This is a genomic window from uncultured Merdimonas sp. (assembly GCF_963929015.1).
Lineage (GTDB): Bacteria > Bacillota > Clostridia > Lachnospirales > Lachnospiraceae > Merdimonas.
The window spans coordinates 25,830-44,594 of record NZ_CAWVHE010000007.1; the positions used below are offsets into that span (position 1 = coordinate 25,830).

An 18,765-nucleotide genomic window follows, 5' to 3' on the forward strand; every position below is an offset into this window, starting at 1 on the left:
CCGGGAATATTGTAAGAACAGGAGTGAGAAAGTATGCAGCTTACAGGAGCAGAAATTGTAATAGAATGTTTAAAAGAGCAGGGCGTGGATACGGTCTTTGGATACCCGGGCGGCGCGATCCTGAATGTTTACGATGCGTTATATCAGCATCAGGATGAAATCCGGCATATCCTGACCTCCCATGAGCAGGGAGCATCCCATGCGGCAGACGGATATGCGCGGGCAACCGGAAAGGTAGGCGTGTGTCTGGCAACCAGCGGACCGGGCGCGACCAATCTGGTAACCGGCATCGCCACAGCCTATATGGATTCTATTCCTATTGTGGCGATCACCTGTAATGTGGGAGTCCCGCTTCTTGGAAAGGACAGCTTCCAGGAGATCGACATTTCCGGTATCACCATGCCCATTACCAAACATAATTTTATCGTGAAAGATGTGGAACAGCTGGCCGATACCATCCGCAAGGCCTTTGTCATTGCGAAGAAAGGCCGTCCGGGTCCGGTGCTGATCGATATTCCCAAGGATGTCACTTCCAATCAGGCAGAGTATGAGAAAAAAGAGATCTCTGCGGTCTGTCCTTCGGAAGACCTGTGTGAAAAAGACGTGGAAACAGCGCTGGAACTGATCCGGGAGGCGAAAAGGCCCTATATCTTTGTAGGAGGAGGCGCGGTCCTTTCCAACGCCAGTGAAGAACTTTACGAGTTTGTGAAAAAAGTGGACGCTCCGGTCTGTGATTCCCTGATGGGAAAAGGCGCGTTCCCGGGAACAGATCCCCTCTACACCGGAATGCTTGGCATGCATGGAACGAAAACTTCTAATTACGGGGTCAGTGAGTGCGATCTGCTGATCGTGGTGGGAGCAAGATTCAGCGACCGGGTGACAGGAAATGCAAAGAAATTTGCAGAGCATGCAAAGATCCTTCAATTTGACGTGGACGTGGCGGAGATGAATAAAAACGTGCTGATCACCGAAGGCGTGGTCGGCGATATCAAGGTGATCCTCAAACGCCTTAATAAGCGGCTGGAACAGCAGGATCACACGGAATGGATCCAGAAGATCAGTGAATACAAAGAAAAATATCCGCTCACTTATCACACAGACCTGCTGACCGGACCCGGCGCTGTGGAGGAAATCTACCGGCAGACCCACGGAGACGCCCTGATCGTTACAGAGGTCGGTCAGAACCAGATGTGGGCCGCCCAGTATTATAAGTTTACAAAGCCAAGGACGCTTCTGACGTCAGGCGGCCTTGGAACCATGGGCTACGGTCTGGGCGCGTCCATCGGCGCGAAAACCGCAAGGCCGGATAAGACCGTGGTCAATATTGCCGGGGACGGATGCTTCCGTATGAATATGAACGAGATCGCCACAGCGGCCAGATATCAGATCCCTGTGATCCAGGTGGTGCTGAACAATCACGTGCTGGGCATGGTGCGTCAGTGGCAGGATCTCTTCTACGGGAAGCGTTACTCCGCAACCGTACTGAATGACTCTGTGGACTTTGTGAAACTGGCGGAAGCCATGGGCGCCACAGGCATGCGCGCGACAACGCCAGAGGAGTTCCGGGAGGCATTTGCAAAGGCGCTTACAGCAGACGGGCCGGCAGTGATCGACTGCCAGATTGACAGCGATGAGAAAGTATGGCCTATGGTGGCGCCTGGCGAAGCGATCAGCAAAGCCTTTGACGAGGAGGATCTGGAAGCAGGAAAGAAACAGTAAACCGTGCAGATGCACAGACGGATAGACAGATAGACAGATAGTCAGAAAGGCATGAGAGATGGGAAGAGTATATAATTTTTCCGCAGGACCGGCCGTCCTGCCGGAGGAAGTCTTAAAGGAAGCAGCAGATGAGATGCTGGATTACCAGGGCACCGGAATGTCCGTGATGGAGATGAGCCACCGGGGAGCAACCTTTCAGAAGATCCTGCATACGGCGGAGGCTGACTTAAGAGAACTGATGGGAATTCCTGACTGCTATAAGGTATTATTCCTGCAGGGCGGCGCATCGCTCCAGTTTGCCATGCTGCCCATGAACCTGATGAAAAACCGGTCTGCAGATTTTATCCTGACCGGACAGTGGTCAAAGAAAGCTTACCAGGAGGCTTCGAAGTACGGGAAAGCCAATGTCATCGCTTCTTCGGAGGACCGTACCTTCTCTTATATACCGGACTGCCGGGATCTTCCGGTGTCAAAGGACGCGGATTATGTATATATCTGTGAAAATAATACGATCTACGGGACAAAATACAAGGAACTGCCGGACACAAAGGGGAAGATCCTTGTGGCGGATGTGTCCTCCTGCTTTTTGTCAGAGCCTGTGGATGTGACAAAGTACGGAGTACTCTACGGCGGGGTACAGAAAAATATCGGGCCGGCCGGCGTGGTGATCGTGATCATACGGGAAGATCTGATCACAGACGACGTGCTTCCGGGTACGCCCACTATGATGAAGTATCAGACTCATGCAGACGCCGGCTCCTTATACAATACGCCGCCTGCCTATGGGATCTATATCTGCGGCAAGGTCTTTCAGTGGCTGAAACGAAAAGGCGGTCTTGCTGTCATGAAAGCATACAATGAGAAAAAAGCAGCCATCCTTTATGAGTATCTGGATCAGAGCAGGATGTTTCACGGAACGGTAGAAAAAAAGGACCGTTCCCTTATGAATGTGCCGTTTGTGACCGGCGATCCGGAACTGGACGCACGCTTTGTAAAAGAAGCGGAAGCGGCCGGTCTGGTCAGTTTAAAAGGACACCGGACCGTAGGAGGCATGCGCGCAAGTATTTACAATGCCATGCCCATAGAGGGAGTAGAGGCATTGACCAGGTTTATGAAGAAATTTGAAGAGGAGAACGGATAACCATGTATCAATATCATTGCTTAAATCAGATTTCGGATGTGGGGATCCGGGAATTTTCAGAAGAATATGTACCAGTCAGCCGCGTGGAGGATGCGGACGCCGTGCTGGTGAGAAGCGCGTCTATGCAGGAAATGGAATTTGGCACCCGGTTAAAAGCAATCGCAAGAGCCGGAGCCGGAGTAAATAATATCCCTCTGGAACGCTGCGCGGAAGAGGGAATCGTGGTCTTTAATACGCCGGGAGCCAACGCGAACGGCGTCAAGGAGCTGGTGATTGCCGGGATGCTTCTGGCATCCAGAGATATCATCGGCGGGATCAACTGGGTCCAGGAAAATGAAGAGGACGGCAATATAGCCAAAGACGCGGAAAAAGCCAAGAAGGCTTTCGCCGGCTGCGAACTGGACGGTAAAAAGCTGGGAGTGATCGGCCTTGGAGCCATCGGCGTGCTGGTGGCAAACGCTGCGGTAAGTCTGGGGATGGACGTATATGGATATGACCCCTATATGTCGGTGGATTCTGCATGGAACTTAAACCGCAGCATCCATCATGCGAAAACAGTAGATGAAATCTATAAAGACTGCGACTATATCACCATCCATGTCCCGGCCATGGACAGTACCCGGGGCATGATCGACGGGAATGCCATCAGCCTGATGAAAAAAGGCGTGGTATTGTTGAACTTTGCAAGAGATGTACTGGTGGTGGAAGAAGCCGTGATCGATGCGCTGGTGGCCGGCAAGATCAAACATTATGTGACAGATTTTCCAACCCCGGTGATTACCGGAGTGAAAGGGGCGATTGTGATCCCGCATCTGGGGGCATCTACGGAAGAATCGGAAGATAACTGTGCCAGAATGGCGGCAAAGGAGATCCGCAGCTATCTGGAACACGGAAATATCAGGCATTCTGTCAATTATCCGGATTCAGACATGGGACTTAAAGGGGAAAATACCCGGATCCTGCTTCTGCATCATAACATTCCCAACATGCTGGGACAGTTTACCCGGATCCTGGCGGAAGATAATATCAATATCGCAGACCTTTCCAATAAGAGTAAAGGCGGGTATGCATATACTATGATCGATATTGATTCGGAAATCACCCAGGAAGCCATTGAGGAACTGAAAGCAGTAAAAGACGTGCTGAAGGTGCGTGTGATCAGATAGAAAACAACGGGAGTATCCCAAAGTTTGTGTAAACCTTCAAACTGATGTAAGATAGACTTACCAGTTTGGAGGTTTATTTTATGGCAAGGAAAAAAGATACCCCACAAAAAGCAGCTCTTCGGGAAATGATGGGCAACTACCTGAAAGAAAACAATGTAAAGGTCAAGGATGGAACGGATGTCAACTCTATCATGCGGGATATGATGTCCATCATCCTGGAAGGTGCCCTGGACCAGGAGATGGATGAAGAATTAGGTTATTCAAAGTATGATTACCGTAACAAGGAAACCGATAATTCCAGAAACGGGCACTCTCAGAAGACCATGCATACCAGCTATGGTGACATGGAAATTGACATTCCCAGGGACAGGAAAGGCGAGTTTGAACCGCAGATTGTCAAGAAATATCAGAATACTATCACTCAGGACATGGAGGAGAAGATCATCTCCATGTATGCGAAAGGAATGACTACGAACGATATCGAAAGCCATATGCGTGAATTGTACGACATTGAGATTTCTGATAGCACTATTAGCCGGATCACAGATAAGATCCTTCCCATCGTAAAAGAATGGCAGGAAAGACCTTTGGAAGAAATCTATGCGGTTGTTTTTATGGATGCCATCCATTACCATGTGCGCAATGAAGGCCGGATTGTAAAACGTGCTGTTTATATCGCTATAGGGATCGATATGGAAGGTCACAAAGATGTGCTTGGCATGTATGTCGGGCAAAACGAAAGCGCAAAGTTCTGGCTTTCGATCCTAAACGGTCTGAAGAATCGCGGCGTGGAAGATATCCTGATCGCATGTGTAGACGGTCTGACAGGCTTTCCCCAGGCAATTGAAGCTGTTTTTCCGGATACGGAGATCCAGCAATGCATTATCCATCAGATCCGGAATACGACAAAGTTTGTTTCCTACAAGGAGCTCAAACCGCTGATGGCTGATCTGAAGCGTGTATATGCAGCCCCAACAGAAGAAATCGCACTGGCTGAACTGGATGGCTTTGATGAGAAATGGAGCGGGAAATATCCCAAAATCGCAAAATCATGGAAGGACAACTGGGCGAATCTTTCAACGTATTTCAAGTATCCTGAAGCGGTCCGCCGCTTAATCTATACCACGAATGCCATTGAGGGATTTAACCGGCAGCTGCGGAAGGTTACGAAATCTAAGACGGTATTCCCTTCCGATGAGAGTCTCCTGAAAATGCTGTATCTGGCTATGATGGATATCACGAAAAAATGGACTGGACACCGACAGGATTGGGGGCAGATTCATTCGCAGCTGGAGATATTTTTCGAAGAACGATTATCTGGATCATAAGCTGTTTCTGGCCTGACAGGGCTGGCTGGGCCAGCCCTGCTTGACATGTCCGGAAACGGTATTATAATACAAACAAGGGCAGAACCTCAAAAAATCGGCTCTGCCCAGAGTAACTAACAACATATCTTATATCAGTTTTTTGGGTTTACACAAAACTTGAAACGGTCTCAAAACAACAGCAAAAAACCTGCCGGAGAAGTCTGCAACACGATTTCCCGGCAGGTTTTTCTTGTTATTTTCCAGACAGCTGTTTTGTGTGCCTGTCCAGAAGTTCGTGGATCCGGCTTGTGGGATCCAGTACTTTTCCGATGGTGATATCATGATTAAAGGCATCGATGATCAAAGCGATAAATTTGCTCATGTCTGCCGCTACAAAATACGGTTTTGCCAGGGCCTCCGGCGGAAGATAGGTAAGGTTCGTCGTGATGACCCGGTCAATATATCCCTTGTTGTAATACTCGTCGAATTTTTCAAATCCATCGGTAAATAATCCGAAGGTGGTGCAGACAAATACCCGGTCAGCGCCACGGTCCTTCATCTGTTTTGCCACGTCCAGCATACTTTCTCCGGAAGAAATCATATCGTCTACGACGATCACATTCTTTCCTTTGATATCTTCGCCCAGGAACTCATGAGCCACGATAGGGTTCTTGCCGTTGACGATTGTAGAATAATCCCGGCGTTTGTAGAACATACCCATATTCACACCCAGGACATTGGAAAAATAAACGGCCCGGTGCATTGCGCCCTCGTCCGGACTTACGATCATCAGATGTTCCTTGTCGATCGGAAGATCCGGCTCCGCGCGGAGCAGCGCCTTCATGAACTGATAGGGCGGATTGAAGTTATCGAAACCATGAAGCGGGATCGAGTTCTGGACTCTGGGATCATGTGCGTCAAAAGTGATGATATTGCTGACACCCATGTCGGTCAGCTCCTGCAGGGCAAGAGCGCAGTCCAGAGATTCCCGCTTGGTCCGTTTGTGCTGACGGCTTTCATAAAGAAACGGCATGATTACATTGAGGCGGTGTGCTTTGCCGTTGGCGGCTGAGATGATCCGTTTCAGATCCTGATAATGGTCGTCTGGAGACATATGGTTGGGATGACCGTTTACCGTATAAGTAAGGCTGTAATTGCAGACATCCACCATGACAAACAGATCTTTTCCACGGACGGTCTCGGAAATCATCCCCTTTGCTTCGCCGGTCCCGAATCTGGGACAACGGCAGTCCACCAGATAATTGTCAGACTGATAATGTGAAAAAAGAGGGGAATCCAGGGATTCCTTTTTTGTATCTTTCCGAAACTGTACGATATAGTCGTTGACCTTGCGCCCCATTTCCCTGCAGGACTCCAGGGCCGCGATTTTTAAGGGGGCGACAGGGAGCGCTTCTTCCATTAATTCTGTATATGACATAATAATCTCCTGTTCTGTAGTAATAGCAGCGGTGAATCCGCTATTTCATTTATATCACCTTTTCCATAAAAAGGTCAACTACTGATTGGACGAAATGAGAGTTGTAGGGTATAATAAAAAAAGAAAGAGTGAAGACGAGGAGAATACTTATGGAGCATAAACATAAGATCAGCGGTGTAGAACCAGGAAGTATTGCGGATGAACTGGGGATTGGCCCCGGAGATCTGCTTTTGTCTGTCAACGATCAGCTGATCGAAGATGTATTTGATTATCATTTTCTTATCCATGATGAAGAACTGGTCCTTCTGATCGAGAAACCGGACGGAGAAGAGTGGGAACTGGAGATTGAGAAAGATTACGATGAGGATCTGGGGATGGAATTTGAGCAGGGACTGATGGATGAATACCGCTCCTGCAGAAATAAATGTATGTTCTGCTTTATCGATCAGATGCCGAAGGGAATGCGGGAAACCCTGTATTTTAAGGACGATGATTCCAGACTTTCCTTTTTACAGGGAAATTATGTAACGCTGACCAACATGAGCGAACATGATATTGACCGTATTATCCGGTATCATCTGGAGCCTATCAATATATCTTTTCATACCACGAATCCGGAACTTCGCTGTAAAATGCTGCACAACCGGTTCGCAGGCGAGGCACTGAAAAAAGTGGACCGGCTTTATGAGGCCGGGATCGAGATGAACGGACAGATCGTTCTCTGTAAAGGCATCAACGACGGAGAGGAGCTGGAACGGAGTATCCGGGATATGAGCCGGTATCTTCCATATCTAAGAAGCGTCTCCGTGGTGCCGGTGGGGCTTACCAGATACAGGGAAGGGCTGTATCCGCTTAAGTCTTTTACGAAAGAAGAGGCAAAAGGCGTGCTGGAGATCATCCACCGCTGGCAGAAAAAGCTGTTTGAAGAGTATGGGATCCATTTTATCCATGCCGGGGATGAATGGTATCTTCTGGCAGAAGAGGAGATCCCGGAAGAAGAACGGTATGACGGATATCTGCAACTGGAAAACGGCGTCGGTATGATCCGACTTTTGCGGGAAGAATGTAAAGAGGTCTTCCGGGCGCTTCCGGGCGATGCGAAAAGCCGCCGGGTGTCGATTGCCACGGGAATGCTGGCGTATGCGGAGATCTGCAGGATTACAGAGGAACTCCCGAGCAAATATCCCCGGACGGAAACGCTGGTCTATCCGATCCGCAATGACTTTTTTGGCGAAAAGATCACTGTATCCGGACTCATTACGGGAGGCGATCTGATGAAGCAGCTTAAGGGAAAAGAGTTGGGAGAGCGGCTTCTTCTTCCCTGTAATATGTTTCGCAGTGAGGAAGACGTCTTTTTGGACGATGTCACACTGGAAGACGTGCAAAAAGCTTTACAAGTAAGAACAGATATTGTAAAATCAAGCGGACAAGATCTGATAGAAGCAATATTGGGAATGCAGATAGATACAGGAGGCAATCATGAGTAAACCAGTAGTGGCTATCGTAGGAAGGCCAAATGTGGGAAAGTCCACACTTTTTAATGTGCTGGCCGGAGAAATGATCTCCATTGTAAAGGATACGCCGGGAGTGACCAGGGACCGGATCTATGCGGAGGTCTCCTGGCTGAATCACGAGTTTACCCTGATCGATACCGGCGGTATCGAACCGGACAGCAGGGACGTCATCTTATCACAGATGCGGGAACAGGCACAGATCGCCATTGATACGGCAGATGTGATCATCTTTATAACCGATGTGCGCCAGGGACTCGTAGATGCGGATTCCAAGGTGGTCAGACATGCTGCGCCGTTCGGGGAAACCTGTGGTCCTGGTTGTAAATAAAGTGGACAGTTTTGATAAGTTCATGGCTGACGTCTATGAATTTTATAATCTGGGAATCGGTGATCCGATCCCCATCTCCGCAGCGTCCAGGCTTGGGCTTGGAGACATGCTGGATGCTGTGGTCCGCGATTTTCCGGAACATCAGGAGGAAGAAGAGGAAGACGACAGGCCGAGGATTGCCATTGTAGGCAAGCCGAATGTGGGAAAATCTTCTATCATAAATAAACTGCTCGGCGAACAAAGAGTGATCGTTTCGGATGTGGCGGGCACCACCAGAGACGCCATAGACACAGAAGTGGTCCACAACGGAAAAGAATATGTCTTTATTGATACAGCCGGACTTCGCAGAAAAAACAAGATCAAAGAAGAACTGGAGCGCTACAGTATCATCCGTACCGTGACGGCTGTGGAGCGGGCGGACGTTGTTCTGATGGTGATCGACGCGGTGGAGGGTGTTACGGAGCAGGATGCCAAGATCGCCGGGATCGCCCATGAGCGTGGAAAAGGCATTATCATTGTAGTTAATAAGTGGGACGCGATTGAAAAAAATGACCGGACGATGCGGGAATATGAGGCGGAAGTACGAAGAGTCCTTTCTTATATGCCTTATGCACAGATCATGTATGTGTCTGCTCTTACCGGGCAGAGATTGATGAAACTGTATGATATGATCGATATGGTCATTGAAAATCAGACGATGCGCGTTGCAACCGGCGTACTTAATGAGATCATGACAGAAGCAGTAGCCATGCAGCAGCCGCCTTCTGATAAGGGAAAGCGTCTGAAGCTTTATTATATTACCCAGGTAGCAGTAAAGCCGCCTACTTTTGTGATTTTTGTAAATGATAAGGAACTGATGCATTTTTCTTATACCAGATATCTGGAAAATAAAATACGGGAAGCATTTGGATTTCGCGGGACTTCGTTAAAGTTCTTTATACGGGAAAGAAAGGAAAAGGATCAGGCATGATAGAACGGGTGGTATGTTTACTGATCGGATATGGCTTTGGACTGTTTCAGACAGGATATCTCTATGGAAAACTGCATCATATTGATATCCGGAGTCAGGGAAGCGGAAATGCGGGAACAACCAATGCTCTGAGAGTACTGGGGTGGCAGGCCGGTCTGATCACATTTCTTGGCGATGCGCTGAAATGTATATTTGCAGTGGTCGCGGTACATCTGATTTTTGGAAGATCGCATCCGGATCTGACGCCGCTGTTTGCCATGTATGCAGGTATGGGCGCGGTGTTCGGACATAATTATCCCTTCTATATGAAGTTTAAAGGGGGAAAGGGGATCGCAACCACCGCGGGACTTCTGGCAAGCACCCTGCCGCTTCCTATGGTGCTGATCTGCCTGGCGGCATTTCTGATCGTCGTAGCGCTGACCAGATATGTGTCTGTGGGATCGCTTCTGGTCGTCACAATTTATCTGATTGAGATTATTGTATATGGACAGGCGGGAGGGTTTCAGGTTCCCAAAGAAGCGCTGTGGGAAATGTACGGGATCGCCGCTTTGCTTCTCATTTCAGCGGTGTTTAAGCACCGGGCAAATATCCGTCGTTTATTATCCGGCACAGAAAATAAATTAAGTGTCGGAAAGAAAAAGTCATAAAAAGTCATAACAGAAAGGGAGGATACGCTATGGCAAATGTAGGAATCATGGGAGCGGGAAGCTGGGGGACTGCTCTTGCCCTGCTGTTGCATAAGAATGATCATAAGGTAACCGTATGGTCCATCAGTGAAGAAGAGGTGGAGATGCTTTCCACCAGACGGGAACATGTAAGTAAGCTTCCGGGAGTTCCGATCCCGGAGGATATGGTATTTACATCTGATCTGGAAGGAGCGGTAAAAGACAGGGATTTTCTTGTGATGGCGGTTCCGTCGCCATTTACCAGGAATACGGCCAGATCAATGAGCCCGTATATTCCCACAGGCCAGATTATCGTAGATGTGGCCAAAGGGATTGAAGAAGATACTCTGATGACATTGTCGCAGCAGATTGAACAGGAGATCCCACAGGCAGATGTTGCAGTGCTGTCCGGGCCAAGCCATGCAGAAGAAGTGGGCCGGGGCATTCCCACCAGCGTGGTGATCGGCGCGAAGTCAAAAAAGACAGCGGAATATCTGCAGTCCATGTTTATGAATGAGGTGTTCCGCGTTTATACAAGTCCTGATATTCTCGGTATGGAGCTTGGAGGATCCTTAAAGAACGTGATCGCTCTTGCGGCCGGGATTGCGGATGGTCTTGGCTATGGCGACAATACCAAGGCGGCTCTTATTACCCGCGGGATTGCAGAGATTGCAAGACTGGGTGTAAAGGCGGGAGGCGCGCTGGAAAGTTTTACAGGGCTTACCGGCATCGGAGATCTGATCGTTACCTGTGCCAGCGTCCACAGCCGAAACCGCAGAGCCGGATATCTGATCGGACAGGGAATGTCCATGCAGGAGGCTATGGATGAAGTAAAGATGGTGGTGGAAGGCGTATATTCCACCAAAGCGGCCGTAAAGATGGGCAAGAAATATGGTGTCTCCACACCGATCATTGAAGAAGTAAATAAAATACTTTTTGAAGGAAAAAATCCGGGTGAAGCAGTAAAAGATCTGATGCTGCGTGACAGCAAGCCTGAGATATCCACATTAACCTGGAAAGAATAAAAAGGAACAGAAAGAATCGTTCTAGAACAGATCCCCCTTGCATAGACTGTTATCAGCACAGCAAGGGGGTTTTTTTATGAATACAGATCAGTTATATAGAGATATTCAGACCAGGACTGGCGGCGAGATCTATCTTGGAGTCGTGGGACCGGTGAGAACCGGGAAATCTACATTTATCAAACGGTTTATGGATGTGCTGGTTCTTCCACAGATTGAAGATGAAGCCAGACGACTTCGGGATACCGATGAACTTCCGCAGTCCGCATCCGGAAAGACGATCATGACAACCGAGCCCAAATTTGTTCCAAAAGATGCTGCCAGGATCCGGCTTTCCGGCGAGGGTGAGGTTCGTATCCGTCTGATCGACTGCGTGGGTTTTATGGTTGACGGCGCATCCGGACACATAGAAGGGGGGAAAGAACGGCAGGTAAAAACCCCCTGGTCCGACCGGGAGATTCCATTTTCAAAAGCAGCGGAGATTGGGACAAAGAAAGTGATCTGCGACCATGCCACCATTGGGATTGTGATCACGACAGACGGCAGTATTACAGAAATTCCCAGAGAAAATTACCTTCCTGCTGAAAAAAAGACCATTCAGGAATTAAAACAGATCGGGAAACCATTTGTGATACTGGTCAATTCCAGGAAACCGGACGGAGAAGCAGCAAAACGAACGGCAGAAGAACTGGAAAAGCAGTACCAGACCAGAACACTTCCCGTAAATTGTGAACAGTTAAGCGGAGAGGATATCCACCGGATCCTGGAAGCAGTATTGCTTGAATTCCCGGTTGCAGAAGTAGAGTTTTATCTGCCAGGGTGGGTGGAAGTACTTCCGCTGGAACATAAGATCAAACAGGAAATCCTTACAAAAGCAAGAGAGATCATGAAAAAGCTGAACCAGATGGGCGATGTATCATCCCTGGATCTTAGCATGCAGGAAGACGCAGTTGCAGGAATCGTCTCGGATCATCTGGAACTGGATACCGGAAAAGTCGGATTTCGGGTAAAAGTGCCGGATCAGTATTATTATAAGATGTTAAGTGAGATGACCGGCGTGGAGATCCGGGGACAGTACGGTCTGATCACAGTTTTAAAAGAACTGGCTAAAGCGAAAGAAGAGTATGGAGAGATCAAAGACGCGTTTTTGGCCGTAAAGGGAAAAGGATATGGAGCGGTCAGTCCAGGCAGGGAAGACATCCTTCTGGATGAGCCGACGGTCATTCGGCAGGGGAATAAGTATGGCGTAAAGATCCGCTCCCAGGCTCCGTCTATCCACCTGATACGGGCAAATATAGAGACGGAGATCGCGCCCATTGTCGGGACAGAGCAGCAGGCTTTAGATCTGATCCGTTATCTGAAGGATGCAGGAGACGGGCCGGAAGGGATCTGGAAGACAAATATTTTCGGAAAATCAATAGAAGAGCTGGTGATGGACGGAATGAAGAGTAAACTGGCGATGATCAATGAGGCCAGTCAGGAGAAGCTCCAGGATACCATGCAGAAAATTGTGAACGACAGCAACGGCGGACTGGTCTGCATTATTATCTGATGGATTTTTTATTGCATTCTTCAGATAAAAGAGTTAATATGGATGATAACAGTATACGAATCAGAAAAAAGACGGAGGTACGATATGAAAGTTGCTATCATTACAGCGAATACAGATATATATAAAGAACGACAGGAAAATACGAGCGGAGAGATCATCCGGGATATGGTGACGGAGGCCGGGCTTGAGATCGTGTTCCTGCGCGCGCTTCCCAGGGACCGCAAAGTTCTGAGTACCGTGATGCAGAGAATGGCAGACAATCATCTGACAGATCTGATCCTTGTTACCGGAGGCTCCGGCCTTAGCGCCGGGGACTGCACGCCGGAGGCAACCAGAGATGTGATCGAACGGGAGGTGCCGGGGATCGGGGAAGCAATCCGCGCGCATGCGGCAGAACTCACCAAACGCGCCATGTTAAACCGCGGGATTGCAGGAATCCGCCAGGATGTTCTGATCGTGGATCTGCCGGGAAGGCCGGAGGCTGCAAGAGAAGCGCTCCACTATCTGATGCCTGAGCTGATCCACGCAGTGAAGGTGATCAAAGGAGAACTTTAAAATGCTGGTAAAGATTTATACCGACGGGGCTGCCAGAGGCAATCCGGAGGGTCCTGGAGGGTATGGAACAGTGCTGGAATACATTGATCCGAAGGGGAGCCTTCACACAAAGGAGATTTCCGAAGGATATCGAAAGACTACCAACAACCGCATGGAACTGATGGCTGTGATCGCAGGACTGGAGGCGCTGAACTGTCCCTGCCAGGTAGAGGTTTATTCAGATTCCAGATATGTGGTGGATGCGTTTAACCAGCACTGGATCGACAGCTGGCTGAAAAAGGGATGGAAGAGAGGAAAAAATGAACCTGTGAAAAATGTGGATCTGTGGAAGCGCCTTCTGGCGGCCAAAGAACCGCATGAGGTGAAGTTCATCTGGGTCAAAGGCCACGACGGACATCCTCAGAATGAAAGATGCGACACGCTGGCAACAACAGCTGCTGACGGGAATGACCTTTTGGAAGACACAGGAGTTCAGGAATAGCAATACGACAGGCACGGTTCCAGAGAATCGTGAATCCATACAGATGAATCATGCAAGTAAGACAGGTAATCGCATCTGCAGGCGCCGAAAGGCCGCAGATGAGGAAAGTCCGGGCTTCACAGGGCAGGATGCCGGATAACGTCCGGTGGAGGCGACTCCAAGGAAAGTGCAACAGAAATGAACCGCCTTCTTTCAAAAGAAGGTAAGGGTGGAAGGGCAGTGTAAGAGACTACCGCCTTTCTGGCAACAGAGAGGGCACATGTAAACCCCATCCGAAGCAAGACCGGATAAAGACAATGTGGCGGCCCGTCACGTCTTAGGTAGGTCGCTTGAGCCCATCGGCGACGATGGGCCTGGATAGATGATTACTCAACGACATAACCCGGCTTATCGTCTTGCTTGCATCACATAAAAAAGAGCGGCAGATCTCTTTATCGAAAACTGCCGCATCCGCAGAATCCTGGAAATCAGGATTCTTTTTTTATTTATTATTTTTCTTTTTCCGGCGCATCGGTCCATCGTATTTTTCTTCGCAATATTTGCACCGGTAGATTTCTTTTTCGGATCCGTAAGAACAAAGACATGATCCAGCTGCTGTTCAATAGAAGTGATGCATCTTGGGTTTTTACACCGGATCACATTGGTGATACGAGATGGCAGATGCAGGCTTTTTTTGGCAACAACCTGGGAGTCTTTGATGATGTTTACGGTAATATTATGATCAATAAAGCCAAGGATGTCCAGATCCATAAAGTCGATGGGACATTCAATCTTCATAATGTCCTTTTTGCCCATTTTACTGCTTTTTGCATTTTTGATGATGGCAACGCAGCAGTCCAGTTTGTCAAGATGCAGATATTTGTAGATATCCATACTTCTTCCGGCCTGGATATGGTCCAGTACAAATCCTTCTTCGATCCGTCCCACAGACAGCGTGTTATTTACCATATTGCTCTCCTCCTAATCTAATCGACTTTGATTTCCAGTAATGTCAGTATCAGCGCCATTCTTATGTAGACGCCGTATTTTGCCTGTTTAAAGTAAGCGGCGCGCGGATCGTCGTCCACTTCTACAGAGATCTCATTTACCCTGGGAAGAGGATGGAGTACATACATATCTTCAGGAGCAAGCTCCATTTTTTTTGCGTCCAGGATGTAGAAGTCTTTCATGCGTACATAATCTTCTTCATTAAAGAAGCGCTCTTTTTGTACGCGCGTCATGTAGAGAAGATCCAGATCCGGCAGGGCGTCTTCCAGACGGACAACTTCTTCGTAAGGAACATTCTTGCGGTCCAGGACATCCGAGCGGATGTAACTTGGCAGACGCAGTTCTTCCGGTGAGATCAGGATGAATTTTACACCCGGATATCGAACCAGTGCATGGATCAGGGAGTGAACGGTACGGCCGAATTTCAGGTCGCCGCAAAGACCGATGGTCATGTGATCCAGATGCCCTTTCAGAGAGCGGATCGTCAGAAGATCCGTCAGGGTCTGCGTCGGGTGCTGATGTCCGCCGTCGCCCGCATTGATCACCGGGATATCGGAATGCTGGCAGGCCACCATGGACGCTCCTTCCTTTGGATGGCGCATGGCACAGATATCTGCGTAACAGGAGATCATCCGGATGGTGTCGGATACACTTTCTCCCTTGGTCGCAGAACTGGAGTCAGCTGTAGAAAAACCAAGTACGCTTCCTCCTAAGTTGAGCATTGCAGCCTCATGACTTAAGCGGGTGCGGGTACTTGGTTCATAAAATAAAGTTGCAAGTTTTTTTCCTTCACAGGCGTGTGCATATTTTGCCGGATTCTTTTCGATATCTCCAGCCAGGTCCATCAGCTGATCCAACTCTTCCACAGAAAAATCCAGCGGACTCATCAAATGTCTCATAAAAACCTCCTCAATGTATGCTTGTAGCTAGGTCAAAATCCTTCATACATCATATAATAAATGGAGAAGATTTTCAACGTCTGATGAAAATTTTTTGGACAAACCGTCCTGCCATGTACTATAATAGTTTTTAGTTTCAAAAAAGGAGAGCGGATCAATGACGTCACTGACAGAATTGCGAAACCGGCTGGATCAGATCGATGATCAGATTGTTCGCCTGTTTGAAGAACGGATGGACTTATGCAGCCAGGTAGGAGAATATAAAATACAAAACGGGAAAAAGGTATTTGACCGAACCCGGGAGAATCAGAAACTGAAGGACGTAGAAAGCAAGGTATCTACAGAATTTAATAAAAAGGGGATTCACGAGCTCTATGAACAGCTTATGTCTATGAGCCGGAAGCTGCAGTATCAGCAGCTGGTAGAGGCGGGCGCGCTTGGAAGGCTGCCGTTTATCAGCGTGCCCTCTCTGCATGCAGATACGGCGAGGATCGTATTCCCCGGAACGGAAGGGGCGTACAGTCAGGCGGCGACCACCACATATTTTGGAGAAAACTGCAATTGTTTCTATGTGCAGACTTTCCGGGACGCTATGGAAGCGATTGAAGAAGGAGCGGCGGATTTTGCTGTTCTTCCGATTGAAAATTCTACAGCCGGATCAGTGGATGAGATGTATGACCTTTTGGTGGAATTTGAAAATTACATTGTAGGAGAGACGATCATCCCTATAGAGCACATGCTAGCGGGGCTTCCGGGGACGACGCCTGCTGATATCCGGAGAGTATATTCCAAAGGCGTGGCACTGATGCAGACCTCCAGGTTTCTAGAAGAACATCCGGACTGGCAGCAGATCAGTGTGGCGAATACAGCCATTGCAGCGAAAAAGATCATAGAAGACGGGGATAAAAGCCAGGCGGCAGTCTGCAGTGCTTATGCGGCAAAAGCTCACGGTCTGACAGTGCTACAGGAAGGGATCAATGACGATCCCGATAATTCTACCCGGTTTATCGTAGTCACAAACCAAAAGATCTTTCTGGAAGATGCCGGAAAGATCAGTATCTGTTTTGAGCTTCCCCATACCAGCGGTTCCCTTTATCATCTTTTGTCTCACTTTATTTACAATGATCTGAATATGACAAGGATTGAGTCGCGGCCTGTGAAAGGACGGAACTGGGAATACCGGTTTTTTATAGATTTTGAAGGGAACCTGGCGGATGCGGCCGTAAAAAATGCGATCCGCGGCCTTCGGGAAGAAAGCAGGAGTCTTAAGATCCTGGGAAATTATTAGGGAGTGGTATGATGAAAGCAAATGAGTTGATTTTATATAAAAACATGCAGGACGAGCAGATCCTGAAAGACATGGTGTTTCTGATGGAGGAATACAAAAGTGATTATTATAACCGGGAAGATATTCTGGCGCTTTTGTCCGAGGTGACAGGAGATATCCTGGAACTATCGGTGAACCATGGGTTTGAGGGGAATCTCTGGCAGGATTATCTGACATATCTGCTGGTCATCAGTGAAAACGGGTACAGCACCTCCTGTGAGATCACCGGAAAGACAGAGGGAAGTATTCATGTGGCGGCGCTCCATGATTTCCGGATCTTCCGGGAACTTTTTCAGTATGATTTCCGGGAAATGGAGGAGGAGCTTGGCACAGATCTTCTGACCCTGATCTGCAATTACCGGGGGGACAGTGGCCACGGTAAGATCTTTAACCGCAGGATCCGGGATCGCATCTGTGATCTTAGCAAAAGTCTTGCACAGGCGGAAACACCGGAGATCTTTCAGGAAAAGGTGACACAGTTCTACCGGGAATTCGGTGTGGGAAAATTTGGCCTTCACAAGGCATTTCGGGTAGAACACAGACCGGAAGGTGTAGAGATCATTCCGATCACAAAAATCGCCCATGTTCACCTGGACGATCTGGTAGGATACGAATCAGCCAAACAGAAGCTGGTGGAAAATACAGAAGCGTTTGTAAAAGGGCGGAAAGCCAATAACTGTCTGTTGTATGGTGATGCCGGAACGGGGAAGTCTTCTTCGATCAAGGCCATTTTAAATCAGTATTATGACCAGGGCCTTCGGATGATCGAGATTTACAAACACCAGTTTCAGGATCTGAACGCGGTAATCGCACAGATCAAAAAACCGGAATTATAAATTTATTATTTACATGGATGATCTGTCTTTTGAGGAGTTTGAAATTGAATATAAATATCTGAAAGCTGTGATTGAGGGCGGTCTGGAGCGGAAACCGGACAATATTCTGATCTATGCCACATCCAACAGAAGACATCTGATCCGGGAAACCTTCCGGGATAAGGAGGACAGGGATGAAGAGCTGCATACCAACGATACGGTGCAGGAAAAGCTCTCGCTGGTGGCAAGATTTGGCGTAACCATATATTATGGAAAGCCGGAGCGCAAAGAATTTCAGGAAATCGTTCGTCAGCTGGCCAGAAGAAATCAGATCAATATGCCGGAAGACCAGCTTTTGCTGGAAGCAGGCAGATGGGAACTGAATCACGGAGGGCTATCCGGGAGAACGGCTCAGCAGTTTATTGATCATCTGTCCGGAACCTTGTAAAATATAACAGCCATACAGGTTAATCCTGTATGGCTGTTATATTGGAAATATCAGAGTCAATGATCAGGGAATAATTGGTGTGATAGATGACAAATCCGGGTCTTGCACCATTTACCTTTTTCACATGTTTTCTTTCGATGTAGTCAATCTCCACTTTTTGAGAACCCCGGTTTTTGGAATAATAAGCGGCAAGTCTTCCGGCTTCTTCAAAGGTGCGGTCCGGAATATCGCTTCCGTCTGTTTTCAGGATCACATGCGATCCCGGGACTCCCTTGGCGTGAAACCACCAGTCGCTGCCTGTGGCAAAGTGGAAGGTAAGCTCTTCGTTCTGAAGATTATTTTTCCCCACATACATGTGGAATCCATCCGAAGAAAGATAATGAAGAGGACGACTGAGAATCTTTGCCCTTTTTTTAACACGCGATCTAGTG

General features: G+C 48.3%; 14 protein-coding genes, 1 other RNA gene and 3 pseudogenes. 14 read left to right on the forward strand and 4 right to left on the reverse strand.

The genetic code is table 11. From position 1 onward, the window contains the following. The first annotated feature begins 33 nt into the window (after positions 1 to 33). From ilvB to ABGT54_RS04275, 4 genes are all read left to right on the forward strand, one after another. Positions 34 to 1,719 (forward strand): biosynthetic-type acetolactate synthase large subunit, encoded by a 1,686-nt coding sequence (gene ilvB, locus ABGT54_RS04260; RefSeq protein WP_346662982.1) that lies wholly within the window; start codon positions 34 to 36, stop codon positions 1,717 to 1,719. Between the two features lie 58 nt (positions 1,720 to 1,777). Beyond that, entirely contained in the window at positions 1,778 to 2,860 is a 1,083-nt protein-coding gene (gene serC / locus ABGT54_RS04265) for a 3-phosphoserine/phosphohydroxythreonine transaminase (protein WP_346662983.1), read from the forward strand. Positions 2,861 to 2,862: 2 nt separating this feature from the next. After that, entirely contained in the window at positions 2,863 to 4,026 is a 1,164-nt protein-coding gene (locus tag ABGT54_RS04270) for a phosphoglycerate dehydrogenase (RefSeq protein ID WP_346662984.1), read from the forward strand. A gap of 125 nt (positions 4,027 to 4,151) precedes the next feature. Beyond that, positions 4,152 to 5,354: an IS256 family transposase gene (locus tag ABGT54_RS04275; protein ID WP_346662994.1), complete on the forward strand. Its 1,203-nt coding sequence runs from the start codon at positions 4,152 to 4,154 to the stop codon at positions 5,352 to 5,354. Between the two features lie 232 nt (positions 5,355 to 5,586). On the opposite strand, the gene ABGT54_RS04280 is transcribed toward ABGT54_RS04275, so the two are convergent. Then, complete coding sequence (locus ABGT54_RS04280; protein WP_346662985.1) at positions 5,587 to 6,771, reverse strand: ribose-phosphate pyrophosphokinase; 1,185 nt, start codon at positions 6,769 to 6,771, stop codon at positions 5,587 to 5,589. A gap of 149 nt (positions 6,772 to 6,920) precedes the next feature. Here ABGT54_RS04280 and ABGT54_RS04285 point away from each other — a divergent pair, with 149 nt between their 5' ends. The 8 genes and pseudogenes from ABGT54_RS04285 to rnpB all read left to right on the forward strand — a co-directional run bounded on the left by ABGT54_RS04285 (position 6,921) and on the right by rnpB (position 14,264). Next, on the forward strand, positions 6,921 to 8,258 hold the full coding sequence (locus ABGT54_RS04285) for a DUF512 domain-containing protein (protein WP_346662986.1): 1,338 nt from the start codon (positions 6,921 to 6,923) through the stop codon (positions 8,256 to 8,258). Further along, positions 8,251 to 9,583: pseudogene (der, locus tag ABGT54_RS04290) on the forward strand (ribosome biogenesis GTPase Der). Before ABGT54_RS04285 ends, der begins: the two are co-directional and overlap by 8 nt. Further along, the gene (plsY, locus tag ABGT54_RS04295) at positions 9,583 to 10,230 is read left to right on the forward strand and encodes a glycerol-3-phosphate 1-O-acyltransferase PlsY (RefSeq protein WP_346662995.1); all 648 of its coding nucleotides are present in this window, start codon (positions 9,583 to 9,585) and stop codon (positions 10,228 to 10,230) included. Before der ends, plsY begins: the two are co-directional and overlap by 1 nt. 29 nt (positions 10,231 to 10,259) lie before the next feature. Next, positions 10,260 to 11,273, forward strand: a complete 1,014-nt coding sequence (locus ABGT54_RS04300; protein WP_346662987.1) for an NAD(P)H-dependent glycerol-3-phosphate dehydrogenase — start codon at positions 10,260 to 10,262, stop codon at positions 11,271 to 11,273. A gap of 76 nt (positions 11,274 to 11,349) precedes the next feature. After that, positions 11,350 to 12,822 carry a stage IV sporulation protein A gene (gene spoIVA, locus ABGT54_RS04305; RefSeq protein WP_346662988.1) on the forward strand — a complete coding sequence of 491 codons (1,473 nt, stop codon included), beginning with the start codon at positions 11,350 to 11,352 and terminating at the stop codon, positions 12,820 to 12,822. An 84-nt stretch (positions 12,823 to 12,906) separates the two neighbouring features. Beyond that, positions 12,907 to 13,377 (forward strand): MogA/MoaB family molybdenum cofactor biosynthesis protein, encoded by a 471-nt coding sequence (locus tag ABGT54_RS04310; protein ID WP_346662989.1) that lies wholly within the window; start codon positions 12,907 to 12,909, stop codon positions 13,375 to 13,377. 1 nt (position 13,378) lies between these two features. After that, the gene (rnhA, locus tag ABGT54_RS04315) at positions 13,379 to 13,858 is read left to right on the forward strand and encodes a ribonuclease HI (protein WP_346662990.1); all 480 of its coding nucleotides are present in this window, start codon (positions 13,379 to 13,381) and stop codon (positions 13,856 to 13,858) included. Positions 13,859 to 13,911: 53 nt separating this feature from the next. Further along, positions 13,912 to 14,264, forward strand: an RNA gene (rnpB, locus tag ABGT54_RS04320) — RNase P RNA component class A. 75 nt (positions 14,265 to 14,339) lie between these two features. On the opposite strand, the pseudogene ABGT54_RS04325 reads toward rnpB, so the two are convergent. Together ABGT54_RS04325 and pyrB are read right to left on the reverse strand one after the other, a co-directional pair. Continuing rightward, positions 14,340 to 14,806 (reverse strand): annotated as a pseudogene (locus ABGT54_RS04325) (aspartate carbamoyltransferase regulatory subunit). A 17-nt stretch (positions 14,807 to 14,823) separates the two neighbouring features. Continuing rightward, on the reverse strand, positions 14,824 to 15,744 hold the full coding sequence (gene pyrB, locus ABGT54_RS04330; protein ID WP_346662991.1) for an aspartate carbamoyltransferase: 921 nt from the start codon (positions 15,742 to 15,744) through the stop codon (positions 14,824 to 14,826). A gap of 157 nt (positions 15,745 to 15,901) precedes the next feature. Between pyrB and pheA the strand changes: the two genes are divergently transcribed. Then, complete coding sequence (gene pheA, locus ABGT54_RS04335; RefSeq protein ID WP_346662992.1) at positions 15,902 to 17,032, forward strand: prephenate dehydratase; 1,131 nt, start codon at positions 15,902 to 15,904, stop codon at positions 17,030 to 17,032. An 11-nt stretch (positions 17,033 to 17,043) separates the two neighbouring features. Continuing rightward, positions 17,044 to 18,334, forward strand: a pseudogene (locus tag ABGT54_RS04340) (ATP-binding protein). Positions 18,335 to 18,353: 19 nt separating this feature from the next. Here ABGT54_RS04340 and ABGT54_RS04345 read toward each other — a convergent pair. After that, a partial coding sequence (locus ABGT54_RS04345; protein WP_346662993.1) for an NFACT RNA binding domain-containing protein occupies positions 18,354 to 18,765 on the reverse strand: 412 nt, incomplete at its 5' end.